Below are 16,591 nucleotides of genomic sequence, written 5' to 3'. Positions count from 1 at the left end.
TCCCCAGCCATGGCTCTCTTGCGCCCCAGCGATCGCATCTTCATTGCCGGTGCCCGCGGCATGGCCGGCAGTGCCATCAGCCGTGCCCTTACCCGCGCCGGGTACCACGAGCAGCTCACCCCCAGCCGCCAGGAGCTCAACCTGCTTGATGATGCCGCTGTGTCCGCCTGGATGCAGACCCAGCAACCCGATGTGGTGGTGCTGGCGGCTGCCACCGTGGGCGGCATCGAGGCCAACCGCAGCCGCCCCGCCGATTTCCTGCTCCAGAACCTGCGCATCGAAACCCAGGTGATCGAGGCGGCCTGGCGCGCCGGCGTACGCCGCTTGCTGTTTCTGGGCAGCAGCTGCATCTATCCCAAATTCGCCGCGCAACCGATCCGCGAGGAGGCCCTGCTCACCGGCGCTCTTGAGCCCACCAATGCCTGGTACGCCATCGCCAAAATTGCCGGCATCAAGCTCGGTGAGGCCCTGCGCCGCCAGCACGGCTTTGATGCCATCAGCCTGATGCCCACCAATCTCTACGGGCCCGGCGACAACTACCACCCCACCGGCAGCCATGTGCTGCCGGCCCTGATCCGCCGCTTCCATGAAGCCAAACAAGCCGGCGCCGCCGCGGTGACCTGCTGGGGCAGCGGCACACCCCTGCGCGAATTCCTGCACGCCGACGATCTCGGCGAAGCCTGCGTGTTCGCCCTCGAGCATTGGTCAACGCTTGGCTCGAACGCTCCCTGTGATGACCAGGGCGAGCCACTCGCCTTCCTGAACGTGGGCACGGGCATCGATCTCTCGATTCGTGAACTTGCCGAACAGGTGGCGGCCACAGTGGGCTTTCAAGGTGCAATCCACTGGGACACCAGCAAGCCCGATGGCACCCCCAAAAAACAACTGAACGTGAGCCGGCTCAGCCAGCTGGGCTGGCGTGCACGCATTGCCCTTTCAGAAGGCTTACCCCTGGCCTATGAGGATTTCTGCGCTCACCTCAACGACGGCAGCCTGCGCGGTTAGGGCCTTTGAAAGCCTGAGCCGATGCGCTCCCCGCCGTAGCCGGCGCGGCTGCGCACGGTGCTACACCAATGCTGATGCTCGAGATACCAGCGCACCGTGGCCTCCAGCCCCTGCTCAAAGCGGTGGCGCGGCTGCCAGCCCAGCTCGGTGGTGATGCGGCTGGGATCAATCGCATAACGGCGGTCGTGTCCGGGCCGATCCTTCACCAGGGTAATCAGGTCTGCATGGGGCGCAGCACTGGGGCACGCCTGATCGAGCAAGGCGCAGATGGTCTCCACCACCTCGCGGTTGCTGCGCTCCCCATGGCCGCCCACGCAGTAGCTGCGGCCGATCTGCCCCTGGGACGCCACCAGCAGCAGGGCATCCACGTGATCGTCTACGAATAACCAATCGCGCACGTTGGCACCATCGCCGTAGAGGGGGATCGGCTCACCAGCCAGGGCCTTGAGGATCACCACCGGGATCAGCTTTTCCGGGAACTGCCAGGGGCCGAAATTGTTGCTGCAGTTAGTGAGCAGCACCGGCAACCCATAGGTGTGATGCCAGGCACTCACGAGATGGTCGCTGGCGGCCTTGCTGGCGGAATAGGGACTGCGCGGGTCGTAGGGGGTGGTCTCCGAGAAACGGCCCGTGGCCCCGAGAGAGCCGAACACTTCATCGGTGCTGATGTGCTGGAAACGGAAGGCCTGCTGACGCTCCTGAGGCAGAGCCTCCCAGTGGGCAAGGCAGGCCTGAAGTAACGAGAACGTACCGGAGACGTTACTGTCTAGAAACGCGGACGGGCCATCGATCGAGCGGTCCACATGGCTTTCCGCCGCCAGGTGCAGCACCAGATCGGGATCGGCCTGCTGCACGGCCGCTGCCGTGGCCACCGGATCCACCAGGTCGACCTGCTGGGGCACATGGCGTTCGGCGGCGTCTGGCCCGAGATCCTTGAGCACAGCCTCAATGCTGCTCAGATCACTGGCGTAACCGAGCTTGTCGAGGTTGAACACCTGCGCCTGGCTGTCTGTGAGCAAACGGCGGACGACCGCGCCGCCGATGAAGCCGGCACCACCGGTGACCAGCACCCGTTGAACCGACGCAGGCACACAGGACACAACGCTTAGGCGAATGGTGCGGCGAGCTTACGCAGCCCGCTCAAGCCAGGGGCGGTGCCTCCGACCCAAAGCGGTAGCTCCAGAGTTGGTTGTTCATCACCGCCTCGGAGGCATCGCCAGTGGTGATGGCAGCAAGCTGCTCCAGATTGAGGCTGGAGCCGGTGTAGAGCGCTTCCAAACTGCCATCAGCGAAAATCCCCAGGCCGGAGAGGCCACGGGCTGAGGCCTCAGCAAACGACAAACGATCGGTGCTCACCCCGAGGATGCGGATCTGATCAAAGGCATCAAGGCCTTCAATGATGTCGGCCTTTTCGCCATTGGGACTGTTGCCGGCTTTGCCGTACCAGTAATTCTCAAGGAACTGATCGGACTTAATCGCGATCAGATCGCTCGAGCCATCGCGCTGATCGGTGTAGGTGTTCCAACCGAAATCACCGTGGAGCTCATCAGCGCCAGTGCCGCCCATGAGGATGTCGCGGCCATTGCCGCCGCGCACCAGATCATCACCGCCTTTGGCATCGATGATGTCCCAGCCGGCGAGGCCACGCAGGATTTCGCCTTGATCGCTGCCTTCGAGAATCGAAGCGGCCACCTCAATGCTCTGAGAATTCGGGAGTTGGGATCGATCAAAGCTGAGCTGCTTGGCCTTGAGATCGTTCCCACCCGTGCCGGCACGGGCGATGCGGTTCACCGCCAGGGTGGAGGTCCAGCTGCTGGTGCGAACCTCAACCGTGCGCCCGCCGTCATCCAGCACCTGCAGGTTGCTCTTCTCAAACCCAAGCCACTGACTCATCAGCGCCGACACTTCCATGCCGCCTGAGGCCACCAGCAACTGACTGGTGCTGTCGCTGTCGCTTTCCGTACCCCAGAGCGAAATCAGGGCGTTGAGGTCGTTATCGGTGAAGAACTCGGGCCAATTGCCGCCCTTAGGGTTGCGATAGGCCATGACCGTATCTTCCGGGAAGGCACTGGCCCAGGGATCGGTGCTGCCGTTCACCGTGTCGCCATCACCATCCTCGAAAGGATGCTCGAGGCCGAGGGCGTGGCCGAGCTCATGGATCAGCACGTAGCGGCGGTAGTTCTCGTCGAACTCCACCTCGGGATAGTTCACGAACAGTTCCCAGCCACCGAGGCCGGAAGTGGTGGCCAAACCGAGGGTGTTGCCGCCCCCGCCCAGGTTGATCTCCATGTCGTAGAAGAGATCCACATCCGCACCAGCAGCCGTGCTGGATTCACGAAAATCCAGATCGAGGATGGCGTCGAGACGCTCCACCACCGAGCGGAAATAGTCCTGATCGGCCGCAGAAATTCCCACCGATTCGATCGTCTGCTCCCCGAAGCCGCCGCCAGCCACGGTGACGGCGCCGCCCGGGGTGTGCAGGTAGTAATCCAGCACCCCGTCGGTCGCCGTGGCGCGCTCGGTGTACGCGGCGTTGCTGTTGTCGATCAGCCCCTCGGGGGCGATGGATAAGGAATACACCGGTGTGCCGTCACCGCGCCTGCCCGCCGCAAAGCGCTGCGCCCGGGCCTGGTTGCAGAGCATGCACATGGGAAATCAACAGTTGGCAATAGCAGACCCAAGGTACCGAGATCAGCCCAAAGGGATGTGTCTGAACTGTGAACAGCGTCTGAGTACTGGCTGAGAGCTGAGCGATGAGGGCTCAGCGGCCGCCAGCCTTGAGCACGGTTTTCACGGTGCGCAGCAGGATCACCAGATCCAGCCAGGTGCTGAAGTGCCGCAGATAGTAAAGGTCGTAGGAGAGCTTGAGATCGGAATCCTCGATGCTGCTGGCATAGGGCGCGCACACTTGGGCCCAACCGCTTAAGCCCGGTCGCATCCAGTGACGTTTGCGGTAATGGGGGATGCGCTGCTCCAGTTCCTCCTCCAGTTCCGGGCGCTCCGGGCGCGGGCCAATCAGGCTCATCTCCCCGTTGAGCACATTGAGCAACTGGGGCAGTTCATCGAGTCGAACCCGCCGCAACCAGCCCCCCACCGCTGTGATGCGTTGATCGCCAGGCTGGGTCCAGCGGGCCGGGGCATTCGCTGGCTGCACCGTCATCGTGCGCAGCTTGTACACCGTGAAGGGCCGGCCCAACCAACCGCTGCGCTGCTGGGCGTAAACCACCGGCCCGCGGTCTTCCAGCCAGATCAGCAATGCCGCAAGCAGCACGAAGGGAGCGGTGAGCAGCAACAGCACGGCCGCCACCAACAGATCGGCCATGCGCTTGAGCTGGGCCTGCACACTGAAGGTGGCGGCCCAGGGCAGGTCGTCGTAGGCGAGCACGGTGTCAGCCATGAGCACCGGCGGCAAGCGCTCCTGCTGCTGCTCAAACAGGCTCAGCACCGAGAGTGCACGCACCTGGCGCGGATCGCGCATCTCCAGGCTGGCGCGCAAGGGGCGCAGCCCCGGGTCCTGGCGCACCGCCTGGCTGAGTGCCACCAGGATCGGCTCCTCGGTCTGATCGAGCTGCTGGGCCAGGATCTTGGCATCCACCGGGCGCAAACGCTGGCGCTGAGGTACCCGCCGCCAGGCCCCCAGCACCGTGTCCAGCTCCTGGGGCTGGGCAAGCAGCAGCATGCGCGGCGCCTCAGGCAGCAACAGCCCCCGGCGCAGCCCCACGCGCACCGCCAGCGCCCAGAGGGTGAGCGCCCCGATCCAGAGCAGCTGCACCCGCCGGTACACCAACCACACCGCCTCGCTGGGGTTAATCAACCAACGGGCGATCGCCACCACCATCAAGGTGACGGCCGCGGTGATCAGCAGGCGCTGCAGCAGCACGGGCAAAGCCAGCCGCCGCCAGCGCAGCACGGTGTAGCTACCGAACAACCAGCCCAGCAGGGGATAGAGCAGCAGCACGAACACCAACCAGGGCCCCTGCCCCTGAAGGCTCTCGCCGCCCAGGGCAACGCCGGTCCAGGCCGGCATCGAGAGAATCAGGGCCAGGATCAGGACCTGACCGAGCCAGTCGAGCAGCAGGGCCCGCAGCAGCAGCGTGCGCGGATCATGCATCCACACAGGCGATCACCTCCGCAAGGGCCTGGCGCCAGTGCCGGGCAGGCAACCCCAGCTGGGCGCGGGTGGCCTCGCAGGCCAGCAGGGAATAGGCAGGACGCTGGGCCGGGGTGGGGTACTCCGCAGTGGTGATCGGCTGCACCGCCGCCGCTGCGGGGATCAGGCCCCGGGCCGCAGCGAGCTCGCCGATGGCCACCGCAAAGTCGTACCAGCTGGCGGCACCGGCATCACTCCAGTGCTGCCATCCGCTGAGGTTCTGCTGGATCAGCGCCCAGCAGGCAGCGGCCAAGCCCGGGGTGGCCGTTGGGCAGCCCACCTGATCAGCCACCACCCGCAGGGGCTGGCCCGCTTCGGCGTTGCGGCGGTGCAGGCGCAGCATGGTGAGCAGGAAGTTGCGGCCCACCGGGCCATACACCCAGCTGGTGCGCAGGATGGCGGCCCGGCCCCCGTCGTCGGCTCCCAGTTGCTTCGCCACGGCCTGCTCGCCGGCGGCCTTGGTGGTGCCGTACACCCCGAGGGGATCGCAGGGCTGATCGGGCTGGCAGGGTTGCCCCTGGGCTCCGTTGAACACGAAATCCGTGCTCAGCTGCAGCATGCGCCCGCCCGTTTCCGCTAAGGCCTGAGCCAAGGCCGCGGGAGCGCCAGCATTCACGGCCTGAGCCAGAACCGGTTCGCTCTCGGCCTTGTCCACAGCGGTGTAAGCACCGGCATTGAGCACCCAGGCCGGCCGGTGGCGGTGCACGGCGGCGCGGCAGGCCTGGGGATCGGCCAGATCGAGCTCTGCGCGGCCGGTGGCGATCAGTTCAATGCCAGGGGGGCACGCGGCGATCAAGGCCTGGCCCAGCTGTCCGCCGGCGCCGGTGAGCAGCACTTTCACGGGAACACCTCAGCAGCAGCTTCCGCGCTGGCTAGCAGCGGTGCTTCGGCATCCTTGGGCGCCAGCAGCGGCTCGGGCACACCTGCTTGCTCCAAAGGCCAGGCGATCGCCAAAGCCGGATCATCCCAGCGCAGGGAGCGTTCGCAGTCGCGGTTCCAGAAGCCGCTGGCTTTGTATTGCACTTCCGCCACATCCGTGAGGGTGAGGAAGCCATGGGCAAAGCCCACCGGCACCCAGAGCTGCTGATGGTTTTCGGCGCTGAGTTCGGCGCCCACCCACTGCCCATAGGTGGGCGAGGCCCGGCGCAGATCCACGGCCACATCAAAGATGGCACCCACGCTGCAGCGCACCAGCTTGCCCTGGGGTTCGGGGGGCAACTGGTAGTGCAGGCCCCGCAGCACACCGCGACTGGAGCGGGAATGGTTGTCCTGGCGGAACACCAGCGCCTCCGCCTCCGCGGCGGGCACACCGGCATCGATCAGCTCAGCGCGGAAGCGGCGCTCGTTCCAGCTCTCATAGAAAAAGCCGCGGTCGTCAGCGAACACCCGGGGAGTGATCAGCAGGGGGCCCTGCAAGAGGTGGCCCGCAGCGGTTTGGAGCACTTCAGCTGGCATGCACCTGCTCCCGGGGTTGCCCCTCCAGATTGCGCTGCAGCAGGGCATGCTCACCGCCACTCTCCTTGAGCATCTGCAGCAGATAGGCGCCGTAGCCGCTCTTGCACAGGGGCTGGGCCAGGCTCTCAAGTTGATCGTCGTTGATCCAACCTTGGCGCCAGGCCACCTCCTCCGGGCAGCCCACCTTGAGCCCCTGGCGGTGCTCGAGGGTGCGGATGTAGGCCCCGGCCTCATGCAAGGAATCAAAGGTGCCGGTGTCGAGCCAGGCCATGCCCCGCCCCATCAGTTCCACCGTGAGCTTCTGCTCGTCGAGATACATCTGGTTGAGACTGGTGATCTCCAGTTCCCCCCGCGCCGATGGCCGCACCTGACGGGCCCGCTCCACCACCGAAGCGTCGTAGAAATAAAGACCAGTGACGGCGTAACGGCTGCGGGGCTGGGCCGGTTTCTCCTCGATGCTCAGGGCCCGGCCTTCGGCATCGAACTCCACCACGCCGTAGCGCTCCGGATCACGCACGGGATAGGCGAACACCGTGCCCCCCTGGTCGCGAGCGGCAGCGGCTTGCAACTGGGGGATCAGTTCATGGCCATGGAAGAGGTTGTCACCAAGCACCAAAGCGGCCGGCGATCCATCTAAGAAGTCGGCGCCGATCAGAAAGGCCTGGGCCAGGCCATCGGGGCTGGGCTGCACGGCGTAGGCGATGGTCATCCCCCAGGCGCTGCCGTCGCCGAGCAGGCGCTGAAACGCCGCCTGGTCGTGGGGGGTGGTGATGATCAGCACCTCGCGGATCCCCGCCAGCATCAAGGTGCTGAGGGGGTAATGGATCATCGGCTTGTCGTACACCGGCATCAGCTGCTTGCTCACCGCCGTGGTGAGCGGCGCCAGGCGGGTGCCACTGCCGCCCGCCAGGATGATGCCCTTGCGCGTCATTACCGCCCTGCCGCCAACTGCTGAACCGGCGTTATTTCAGCATGGGCGCTCTGTTCGTGTCCTGCTGGGCCACCCGCACCAGCCAGGCGCGAAAGCTCTGAAGGTCGGCCGCCAGGGCCTCCCACACAGCCGGCAGATCGCGAATCAGCAAGGCGATGGGTTCAGGCCGCAGTTCATCGGCGTAGAGATTGCGCACCAGGTGGCGAAAGCGCAGGTACTCCTGCAGCCGCTGTTGCGTGCGCTCCCTCAACACAGCGGGTCGGCTTTCGCTTTGCAAGGCCATGCGCTCCAACAAGCGCCGGTGCCAGCCCTCACCGCGCGCCGGCGTGCCGCCATTCACAACCCTGCTCACCAACAGAAGGGATCGCTCCACACCGGTGTAAAAACTGTGCAGCCGCAGTGCTGCGGCTTCAACCACCTCGGATCCATCGGGCAGACGGGGCTCCATCGCCTCAAGGCCTTGCACCAGCTTCTGGAGCCTCTGCTCTTCCCGCAAAAGGTCGTCGCGCAGTTCCAGGAGGTCGGACGGGGTCATGACAGGTGGTTTAAAGCTCCTGGCTATGGCGCAGCAAACGGGCCAGCAGATCAGGCGGCAGATCTTCGGCGCGCTTGAGATCAACGCTGAGCGGTCCAGGGCGCTCCGCCAGGGCCACCGCCTCCAGCCAACCTTCAGGCGGCAAGCCCTCAATCAACAGATCCAAGTCGGAATGTTCGCGAAAGCCTGAGGCCAGCACCGACCCGAAGCACCAGATCCGCGTGATCGAGGGCCAGCGTTGCCGCCACAGGGACGCAGCCTCCCGCGCCTGGTCGAGCCCCTGGGCACGGCGCCGCTCCAGGCGCTGCCTGTCGGCAGCAAAGCGCTGCTGCCAATGGTGCTGGGCATGAACCGTCATGGCCCCATTTTGACTGGGACCGCAAGAAGTAAGGAGTAAGGACGCATTCCAGCTAACTTGTTTTTATCGGGATCAAGAAACCTGCATGACCATCGACATCGCCACCGTCACAGCCAAAGGACAGGTGACGGTGCCTAAAGCCATTCGGGAAGCGCTCGGGCTGCGCCAGGGCGATCGTTTGTCCTGGGAAGTGGAGAACGGCGCAGCACGGGTGAAGCTTGTCTCACCCCTTGATCTCGACTACCTGCAGGGGCTGGAAGCCAACCTTCAGGACTGGGCCAGCGCAGCTGACGATGAAGCCTTCGCGGATCTGTGATGAGTGAGCCTTACCCCACGTTTTCACTGGTACGGGTTCCATTTCCCTTCACGGATCGCACCACGATGAAGCGGCGCCCTGCATTGGTGGTTTCGGCACCACACTTTCAAAGCAACAGCGGCCATTTGGTGCTGGCCATGGTGACCAGCGCCACAAAGTCAAGCTGGCCGCTGGATTGGTCGATTCAAGAGTTGGAGGGCACCGGGTTACCCAAGCCATGCATGGTGCGGCTCAAACTCTTCAGCCTGGATGAACGATTGATCCTCAACGGCCTGGGTGCCTTGGCCAAGAGCGACCGCATCGGTGTGGCCGAGTGCCTGCGGCAGTTGTTACCTCTGCAGTGAACGCCCACTCGCTTGCCGAGGCCCATGGCCGCCACGATCTACCTGCACTGGACTGCCACCGGCTACGACTGGATCCGGCCTGGCCACTATCACGTGATCATTGGCGGCGACGGCCGGGTGCACCGGCTGCATGCCACCAGTGTGGATCTGCCGGCCCACACCTGGGCGCGCAACAGCAATGCCGTGGCCCTCTCCTGCGCCTGCATGGGCGGTCAACCTGATCCCTGGACGCTGCCGCCTACGCCGGCGCAGCTGGAAAGCCTCTGCGCGGAAACCGCTGCGATCGCCACGAGCTGGGGCTGGAGCGCCAGCGACATCACCATCCAGCGGGTGATGACCCACGCGGAAGCCGCCTCCAACAAAGACGGCCGCGTGATGCACGACAACTACGGGCCGGTGGTGTGGGGCGGCACGGGTGAGCGCTGGGATCTGCTGCAGCTGGAGAAAAACGGCCCCCTCGATGGCGGTGAGCAGCTGCGGCGACGGATCCGGGAGCTGATGGCTGGCGGCACAAGCCAGACGCCCAGCCCCAGCACTGACCGCCTCATCTTCAAGAGCAACACCACAATCCAGGCACGCGGCGAAGCTCTGGATGTGGCGATCGACAGCGAAGGGCGCTCCTGGGCCCTGGCCGCTGATCTTCTGGAGCGCTACGCCATCCCCCATGCCTGGGATGCCAACCAACGCCGGATCCTGATCGGCGCCTTGGATGTGGCTCCCACCTACCGGGACGACAGCGTGCAGGCGTCGGTGGGTTGGCCCCTGTTCACAATGACCCTGCAAACCGGCAACGCGCCGGTGATCCTTACCGGCGTCGTGCGGCCGTCCGAAGCTAAAGATCGCGCCTGGTGCCGGGTGCTGGAGTTCGCCGAAGAATTCGGCATCTCCGTGAGTTACGAGCCGTTCACGCTGCTGCAGCGGCGAGGCGGCTAGGAGCCAGGGGGATAGGAGGATGGCGTCATGACCCGCTACCGCCTGGTGGAACATGCCCCCGGAGCTCCGGGGCTGCGTTGGTTTGGCCTGGGACCAGACCTGCGGCCCACGCGAGGCCTGCTCAAGCTGCAGCGCCTGTTCCGCAAACACGCTTTCTGGGCGGAGAGCCGCAGCCAAGGCCAGCTCAAGCGCATGCTCAAGGGCAGCACCGTGGTGATGAGCCTCTGGCGCGGCAAACGCCTGGTGGGCTTTGGGCGGGCCACCAGCGACGGCATCCACCGAGCCGTGCTCTGGGATGTGGTGGTAGCCGGCGACCTCCAGGGCCGAGGCCTGGGCCGGCGCGTGGTGGAGGCCCTACTCAGCGCCAAAACAATCCGCCAGGCGGAGCGGGTGTATCTGATGACAACCAACAGCGCCGGTTTCTACCAGCAACTGGGATTTCAAGAAGCCACCCCCCAACAACTACTGGTGCGCAGGCAATGAATCAGATCAAGCGGATGAAGAGATTCGAACTCTCGACCCTCTCCTTGGCAAGGAGATGCTCTACCACTGAGCTACATCCGCAGGTCGACGCAGGAGCTGTGCTCTCGGCGACATGAAGAGTATGCACTAGCGAGGGCCCAGGGATCAAGCAGCTAGGGCGATGGGTTGGGATGAGACTCAATGGTGGGAGTCCACACAAGGCTGATTTAGCTGCTGGTGTCTGCTCTTTTCCGCAGGGCATCACCTGTGCGCTGGATGGCCGTTGCCAAGGGAATCGTCACTTCAAGACCAAGGCCATGACGCGCCTTTGAGATGTCAGGTACGTAGCGATTGCGAACAGCACCTGGAGCGGGCTGGCCAAGAACGCGAACAGGTTTCTCTGGCGCAAGGATGTCACGAACCAAATAAGCAAGGTCAGCAATACTGAACACCTCGTCTAATCCAACATTGCAATGCTCTCCAGACTTGCACTACCAAATCAAGGCGGAGAGCCAGTGAGCGAAGCCCACTGATCGAGAAATTTGCAAAAAGGGGGCAAGTGCAGTCAAAACGGACAGTAATGGCGCAGAAAGCGAGAACACCTCATAAGAACATTTGGAAGCAAAGTATTGAATGAGATGCAAAGCCAACCCAACAATGGCAAAGTAGCGGGCCGCAACAGATTCAAAACTGTCAAGCTCTAAGAATCAAGCATAAAGATGCGAAACAAAAAGTTACTTCAGACCGTAAACATTATTAGAAATGTTCAAAACGGAATAATATGGAAAGCCTTCAAAAAACAAAGGATCAACCGAAGGCACGAAAACAAAAAAGCAATTGCAAATAAATATCGTATTATAATAATTGTCACATGAATGGCAAGAAACTACGGAGCCTCGAATCAGGGTGCACAAAAAAATAATTAGTGTGAATGGTTTCATCGGTGACAGTATCAAAAAGGTCTAAGCAACAGTCGCTAGAGGCTACGAAGACGGAGTAACCCATACCCCTCATAAGGTGCAAAACATCATTAGGATGACAACCAAATGGTGCACTCCATTTGCGCAACAATTCAAGAAATAGAATAGGCTTGTGTGTATTTATAAATTCAAGGCCACCTTGCATAACAAACAATTCATTACCCTCGACGTCACATTTAACAAAGTCGCAACGTGAGTCAGAAGAGAGTTGAGAAGAAAAATTATCGAGGGTACTGAGCTGACATTCAATCTTCTCAACGTCTTGTCTATCCGCTAGGTTTCTCATCGATGCATTGCCAGAACCCTCTGGATAAAAATAGAAAGGAAAAGTACCAGGAGAAGATGAAAAGCCAAAGTTATGGCAAGTAATATTGGTACTGCATTCAAGTGACAGTGTCGAAGCAGTCGGTCAAATGTCTTGGGAATAGGCTCAAAAGCATGCACAGATGATTCCTTATTCGTCGATGCAACAAGGAGAGAATACCAACCTATATTTGCACCGATGTCCAGCATCGTATTTATATGCCCAGCAATTTTACGGACTATAGATGTCTCTGTCAATTCATAATCATTGAAATTTAAAGCCTCAATAGGTGCAGTGCGAAAATCAAGAGGATCTACCTCCATCAGAAGATTGTCAACGCGAGATCTCATTACAACAAGATTGTCTGTGATTTCAATGCTAGCAATATCTGTCTCGGCAATGTCTCTTGCATAAGCAAGAAGCTTTGAGTGAAAATCAGCATGAGCTTCCTTGATATATCGGGTTTCACAATTAGATTACCAACGTATTTGGCCTTTAAATCACGAAAAGATTCTGATTTTGAAATGAGTCAATAGCAAAAAAGAAAGCGGCGGAGAAGGGACAAATCGAGAAACTTACCGCTTTAAAACACTATACAAAATTACAAGAAAAACATCAAGGATAATCAAGAACAAAGAAATGATTCAATAGTTCTTGAAAATCCGTCTTTAATACCAATCACCGGTTGCCATCCTAAATTCATAATTTTTTCGATACTAGGAGTAGCATACTGGATTGGGCTCTTCATATAAGTGTCATCAGTAGGCTGATTCACAAAATTGACACTTTTTACTCGCTCCGGATACAGATCTTGCAAGATATTAGCGAGTTCACGTATTGAAACATCCGAATAAGGATTTGCAATATTGTAAGCTTCACCCTGAAGACCATTCAAGAGAACAGTTAAAAAACCTCTAGTAGCATCAGATATGTAGCAGAATGACCTTCTAGCAAGTCCATCACTTTTCAAACTAATATTTTGCGCCAATATTACGTCTTTAACAAAATCTGCAAAAACACGGCCATCATCAAGGTCAAAACCAGGGCCGTAGGTATGAAAAGGCCGAACTACCGAAGTGTGAAGACCAAATTGTTGGGCCCATGACGCACACATAGTTTCACCAATCCTTTTGCTTTCAGCATAGCAAGATCGGACCTTAATTGGATCTAAATAACCATAATTTATCTCGGATATAGGAAGATCTAGATTTGTTGTGGAACCATATATTTCACCACTACTGAAAAATAAGAAACGTCTAGTGTTATTACTTACGCAATAGTCAAGAAGGTGAGAAGTCCCTAGGGTATTAGCTTTTAAAGTTCCTACGGGATCCTTTCCATAATATTTAGGGCTAGCTTGACTAGCTGCATGGATTACATATTCAGCGCGACTAAAATTACCAGGCAGTGGAATTGTAATGTCATGTATTACAATATCAAGCCTAGGGTTTTCCAAGCAAGAATTTAGCCGCTTTTTAACGTTTTCAATATTACGAGATAAACACACTACATGGATATCAAGACCATATAGTTTATTTAGATTGAGCAATGATTTAACTAAATATGAACCAAGTAAACCGCTACCCCCAGAAATTAAAATGTTAGCGCCATTCAACAAAGACCAATCTAAGCCACAAGAGGCAATTTCATCCAGGTCAGAGCCAACAATTGGGTTGGGATCAACTTGAAGCATGAATCAAAAAAGAAGTATCAGCTAAGGGGTAATGATCAGAAATCGATCAGTAGGAAGCCGAATCAGAATGCTATAAAGAAATACATATTTGTTTATGCTGTGTTTAACACTCAAATCCAAGAGCATTTAACTGCTTGATGACACTGATGGGCAAGTCTGGTTGCATATTGCACAAAGGAGCAGACTCTAGAGTACCATCAGCCTTCTTGATAGTTTTCGTACGCGGAATTATGGATTCATCTTCAGGACATTTCACCTCACACACAATTGGGAAAGATGCATTGGAAGACTCAAGAACAACACTCTCCAATGAATCCAATGCCTCAGCATATCGATACTCAATCCCGTAAGCTGCACACAAAAGCCTCAAATTCGGAAAATCAACACCGGTAGACGAATCCGTACCGCATTGCCTCCCCGGGAAAAACGTATTCTGTGTGCTACGAATCGAGAGATACCCACGATTGTTAAGAACATAAAGAGTGATAGGAAGATTGTTTGTAATTAGAGTCTGCAATTCTTGAAGGTTTAACTGAAACGAGCCATCGCCAGTAACAGCGTGTACTCTTCTACCTCCTGAAGGCAGCCATGCAGCAACACCAATTGCAGCAGGCAGCGAGAACCCCATATCCGCCTGTGCTCCGGACGTTACATATCGTTGGCTGAAAGTTTTAACAAACATAATTGATGAAACATAATATGCACTGCCGGCATCACTTACTAAAAAATCATGCTCACCAAAATTAAGACATATTTGGGAAACAACATCGTAAATACTTATGGATCCACGCGAACTAAATTGTTCCTGAACAGGCAGCAAGGCTTTCATCCTCAAACAAGCATCAAGCCATTGCAAGCGCCCATCTTTATAAGAATCACCAGTACGAAGAGAAGGCAGGAGCTTGGTGAATTCAAATGCATCTATTTGAAGCAAGACCATAGCAGAACGAGTCTTCTTAGAATGCTCATTTGAATCAATATCTACAATATAAACTTTGGCATTGGGTGCAAACTTTTCATATTCAAATCCTATTACTGATGTTGCCAACCTACTTCCAATGGCAATAACCAAATCTGAATTATAGATAGCAATATTTGCACGCCTGGCTGCCTTAAGTCCCGCTACACCAAGATAGTTAGGGCAAGATTGATCAATAAAGTCTGCGGCTAAATAAGTAGAAACGATTGGAATATCATGAGTGACACAATACTCCTCAAGAAGGGCAATACCTTTACCACCATTACTGAGTCGCAGCCCATTACCGACAAGAATGACCGGCCGTTGAGAAGATTTGAGCGAATCGATAAAACTATCCAAAACCTCCTTATCTAGGCTTGCAAAGCCAGCATCAAAGGACAAAGCAACAGAATCAGGCTCAGGTAGCGCCTCTTCCTCTGCACTTAATACTTGAGATTGCACATCCATTGGAATATCAATCCAAACTGGACCGGGCCTACCAGAAAAAAGCCACTTTGGTATTTTTGCCAGGCAGTCAAAATATTCTTCTTTAGATCCAATATATATAGCTTGCTTAGTAAGCGATTTGACAACAGGAATTATATCAAGCTCTTGCACGCCAAATGAACGCAATGCAAGTCCAGAATGATATGTAGTTTCTTTTTTCTTTACCTGTCCCGAAATAAAAAGCACAGGCTGACTATCTTGCCATGCGTCCAATAAACCGGTAAGTGCGTTTGTGGCCCCACATCCGGTAGTAGTTACGCAAACTCCAATTCCACAAGCTTTTGAGTAACCAAGAGCACCCATTGCAGAAGCCTGTTCGTGATGATTATAAATGCAAGTCAATCCAGGGGTATTTCCAAATGCATCATTTAAAAACATAGCTCCACCCCCAGTCAAAGTAAAAACTGTGTTGCAGTTAAGGCAATTTTTAACGAAAAGTGCGAGATGCTGGGAAAGATTCATTGCAATCAATCTCCGTTATAACTGGACAGTGCACTATAAAAATAAGCACCCAAGTCTGCTATATCTACATCTGAGCCTGCACAGCTCAATCGAAGATGTGACTCTCCTTTGGAGCCAAAGTAAATGCCTGGCACTGTTGCAATACCAGCCTCATTAAGCAAATGCATTGCAAATTTCTCGGAATTGTTTGAAAATTTACTTATGTTGGGAAAGACATACATCGCGCCTTGGGGCAACCAATTCATAACCAATCCAGCAGATTGGAGTTGAGAACATATCTCAATTTGCCTACGCCTGTATGTTGAATACATTTGTTTTGTAGTCGCTCTTGGACACAAAATTGCTGCACGAGCAGCATCCTGAATAAAACCTGGGACACAAGAAACTATTGACTCAGATAGTAAAGTAATTTTAGCGGATACATTAGCAGGAGCAATTACAACACCGACACGCCAACCTGTCATAGCAAATGCTTTGCTAAAGCCATTTATAACAATTGTCCTTTCTTTGCACGAGTCGAGTGTTGAAGCTGAGGCAAATTTTACCTCATAATCATAAATCATTCTAGCATAAACCTCATCGCTTATAATATACAGATCGTGCTTTACCGCAAAATCATATAATTTTCCAATGGTTTCTGACGAAAAAACAGTGCCCATAGGATTAGATGGTGAATTAATTAAAATCGCTTTCGTTCGTGACGAAATAATTGATTCAAGGTTATCAAAATTTGGAATGAAGAAATTTTCAGCGGAAAGACCATAAAAAATAGGCTTAATTGCGGCGATTTCAACTGCTGCTAGATATGATGGGAAGTAAGGATTTGGAATAAGAACTTCATCCAAAGGATCGCAAATAGACTTTAATGTATAAAAAATAGCTGAATTCGCTCCTGTCGTGATAGTAATTTGTTCTTTGCCGGGGATAAATCCTCTCGAAATACCAGTTGTCATGCGGACAGCTTCAATTAGGTCATCAGCGCCTCTAGCAGGCATGTAGTGCGTATTACCTGATTTCAGCGATTGAATACATGTTTCAGTGATAAGCTCTGGAGTATCAAAATCAGGATCTCCCAGTTCAAAATGCAATATGCGTTTACCAGCTTTTTCTAAATTCTGGCAAGCCGCCAAAATTTGAAACATTGGTTGACCTTTGAGATTGTCGAGCGAACTAGAAGGGGTAGGCATTTTTTAAAAAT

The 16,591-nt window shown here is 56.3% G+C and carries 17 protein-coding genes, 1 tRNA gene and 1 pseudogene; 5 read left to right on the top strand and 14 right to left on the bottom strand.

What is annotated here, in order from left to right; translation table 11 throughout:
* Positions 1 to 9 precede the first annotated feature (9 nt).
* Positions 10 to 1,005 (top strand): GDP-L-fucose synthase, encoded by a 996-nt coding sequence (locus SynPROS71_RS00595; RefSeq protein WP_186595973.1) that lies wholly within the window; start codon positions 10 to 12, stop codon positions 1,003 to 1,005.
* Here the strand turns inward: SynPROS71_RS00595 and rfbB are convergent.
* From rfbB to SynPROS71_RS00555, 8 genes are all read right to left on the bottom strand, one after another.
* Entirely contained in the window at positions 1,002 to 2,105 is a 1,104-nt protein-coding gene (rfbB, locus tag SynPROS71_RS00590) for a dTDP-glucose 4,6-dehydratase (RefSeq protein WP_255442240.1), read from the bottom strand. The genes SynPROS71_RS00595 and rfbB overlap by 4 nt on opposite strands.
* 40 nt (positions 2,106 to 2,145) lie before the next feature.
* Positions 2,146 to 3,654 carry a M10 family metallopeptidase gene (locus tag SynPROS71_RS00585; RefSeq protein WP_222929536.1) on the bottom strand — a complete coding sequence of 503 codons (1,509 nt, stop codon included), beginning with the start codon at positions 3,652 to 3,654 and terminating at the stop codon, positions 2,146 to 2,148.
* A gap of 112 nt (positions 3,655 to 3,766) precedes the next feature.
* Positions 3,767 to 5,116 (bottom strand): sugar transferase, encoded by a 1,350-nt coding sequence (locus SynPROS71_RS00580; RefSeq protein ID WP_186595970.1) that lies wholly within the window; start codon positions 5,114 to 5,116, stop codon positions 3,767 to 3,769.
* Positions 5,109 to 5,996, bottom strand: a complete 888-nt coding sequence (gene rfbD / locus SynPROS71_RS00575; protein ID WP_186595969.1) for a dTDP-4-dehydrorhamnose reductase — start codon at positions 5,994 to 5,996, stop codon at positions 5,109 to 5,111. Before rfbD ends, SynPROS71_RS00580 begins: the two co-directional genes overlap by 8 nt.
* Positions 5,993 to 6,610: a dTDP-4-dehydrorhamnose 3,5-epimerase gene (gene rfbC / locus SynPROS71_RS00570; RefSeq protein ID WP_186595968.1), complete on the bottom strand. Its 618-nt coding sequence runs from the start codon at positions 6,608 to 6,610 to the stop codon at positions 5,993 to 5,995. Before rfbC ends, rfbD begins: the two co-directional genes overlap by 4 nt.
* Positions 6,600 to 7,541 (bottom strand): glucose-1-phosphate thymidylyltransferase RfbA, encoded by a 942-nt coding sequence (gene rfbA, locus SynPROS71_RS00565; protein WP_186595967.1) that lies wholly within the window; start codon positions 7,539 to 7,541, stop codon positions 6,600 to 6,602. The genes rfbC and rfbA overlap by 11 nt, the downstream gene beginning before the upstream one ends.
* 31 nt (positions 7,542 to 7,572) lie before the next feature.
* Entirely contained in the window at positions 7,573 to 8,076 is a 504-nt protein-coding gene (locus SynPROS71_RS00560) for a hypothetical protein (RefSeq protein ID WP_186595966.1), read from the bottom strand.
* A 10-nt stretch (positions 8,077 to 8,086) separates the two neighbouring features.
* Positions 8,087 to 8,434: a nucleotidyltransferase family protein gene (locus SynPROS71_RS00555; RefSeq protein ID WP_186595965.1), complete on the bottom strand. Its 348-nt coding sequence runs from the start codon at positions 8,432 to 8,434 to the stop codon at positions 8,087 to 8,089.
* An 85-nt stretch (positions 8,435 to 8,519) separates the two neighbouring features.
* Here SynPROS71_RS00555 and SynPROS71_RS00550 point away from each other — a divergent pair, with 85 nt between their 5' ends.
* The 4 genes from SynPROS71_RS00550 to SynPROS71_RS00535 are packed head-to-tail and all read left to right on the top strand — an operon-like array spanning position 8,520 to position 10,510.
* Entirely contained in the window at positions 8,520 to 8,750 is a 231-nt protein-coding gene (locus tag SynPROS71_RS00550; protein WP_186595964.1) for an AbrB/MazE/SpoVT family DNA-binding domain-containing protein, read from the top strand.
* Entirely contained in the window at positions 8,750 to 9,094 is a 345-nt protein-coding gene (locus tag SynPROS71_RS00545) for a type II toxin-antitoxin system PemK/MazF family toxin (protein WP_186595963.1), read from the top strand. Before SynPROS71_RS00550 ends, SynPROS71_RS00545 begins: the two co-directional genes overlap by 1 nt.
* 24 nt (positions 9,095 to 9,118) lie before the next feature.
* A complete protein-coding gene (locus tag SynPROS71_RS00540) occupies positions 9,119 to 10,027 on the top strand; it encodes an N-acetylmuramoyl-L-alanine amidase (RefSeq protein ID WP_186595961.1) in 909 nt (302 codons plus the stop codon).
* 27 nt (positions 10,028 to 10,054) lie between these two features.
* Entirely contained in the window at positions 10,055 to 10,510 is a 456-nt protein-coding gene (locus tag SynPROS71_RS00535) for a GNAT family N-acetyltransferase (protein WP_186595959.1), read from the top strand.
* Between the two features lie 9 nt (positions 10,511 to 10,519).
* On the opposite strand, the gene SynPROS71_RS00530 is transcribed toward SynPROS71_RS00535, so the two are convergent.
* The 6 genes and pseudogenes from SynPROS71_RS00530 to SynPROS71_RS00500 form a co-directional block, all read right to left on the bottom strand.
* Positions 10,520 to 10,591 (bottom strand) — tRNA-Gly (locus SynPROS71_RS00530).
* Between the two features lie 125 nt (positions 10,592 to 10,716).
* On the bottom strand, positions 10,717 to 10,941 hold the full coding sequence (locus tag SynPROS71_RS00525) for a hypothetical protein (protein ID WP_186595957.1): 225 nt from the start codon (positions 10,939 to 10,941) through the stop codon (positions 10,717 to 10,719).
* Positions 10,942 to 11,356: 415 nt separating this feature from the next.
* A pseudogene (locus SynPROS71_RS13980) lies at positions 11,357 to 11,982 on the bottom strand (FkbM family methyltransferase).
* 416 nt (positions 11,983 to 12,398) lie between these two features.
* The gene (locus SynPROS71_RS00510) at positions 12,399 to 13,466 is read right to left on the bottom strand and encodes an NAD-dependent epimerase/dehydratase family protein (RefSeq protein ID WP_186595951.1); all 1,068 of its coding nucleotides are present in this window, start codon (positions 13,464 to 13,466) and stop codon (positions 12,399 to 12,401) included.
* A 103-nt stretch (positions 13,467 to 13,569) separates the two neighbouring features.
* On the bottom strand, positions 13,570 to 15,393 hold the full coding sequence (locus SynPROS71_RS00505) for a thiamine pyrophosphate-binding protein (protein ID WP_186595949.1): 1,824 nt from the start codon (positions 15,391 to 15,393) through the stop codon (positions 13,570 to 13,572).
* Between the two features lie 5 nt (positions 15,394 to 15,398).
* Complete coding sequence (locus SynPROS71_RS00500; RefSeq protein ID WP_186595947.1) at positions 15,399 to 16,580, bottom strand: pyridoxal phosphate-dependent aminotransferase; 1,182 nt, start codon at positions 16,578 to 16,580, stop codon at positions 15,399 to 15,401.
* Positions 16,581 to 16,591: the final 11 nt, after the last annotated feature.

Source organism: Synechococcus sp. PROS-7-1 (genome assembly GCF_014279795.1).
Lineage (GTDB): Bacteria > Cyanobacteriota > Cyanobacteriia > PCC-6307 > Cyanobiaceae > Synechococcus_C.
This window is presented reverse-complemented; position numbering and strand designations above follow the sequence as displayed.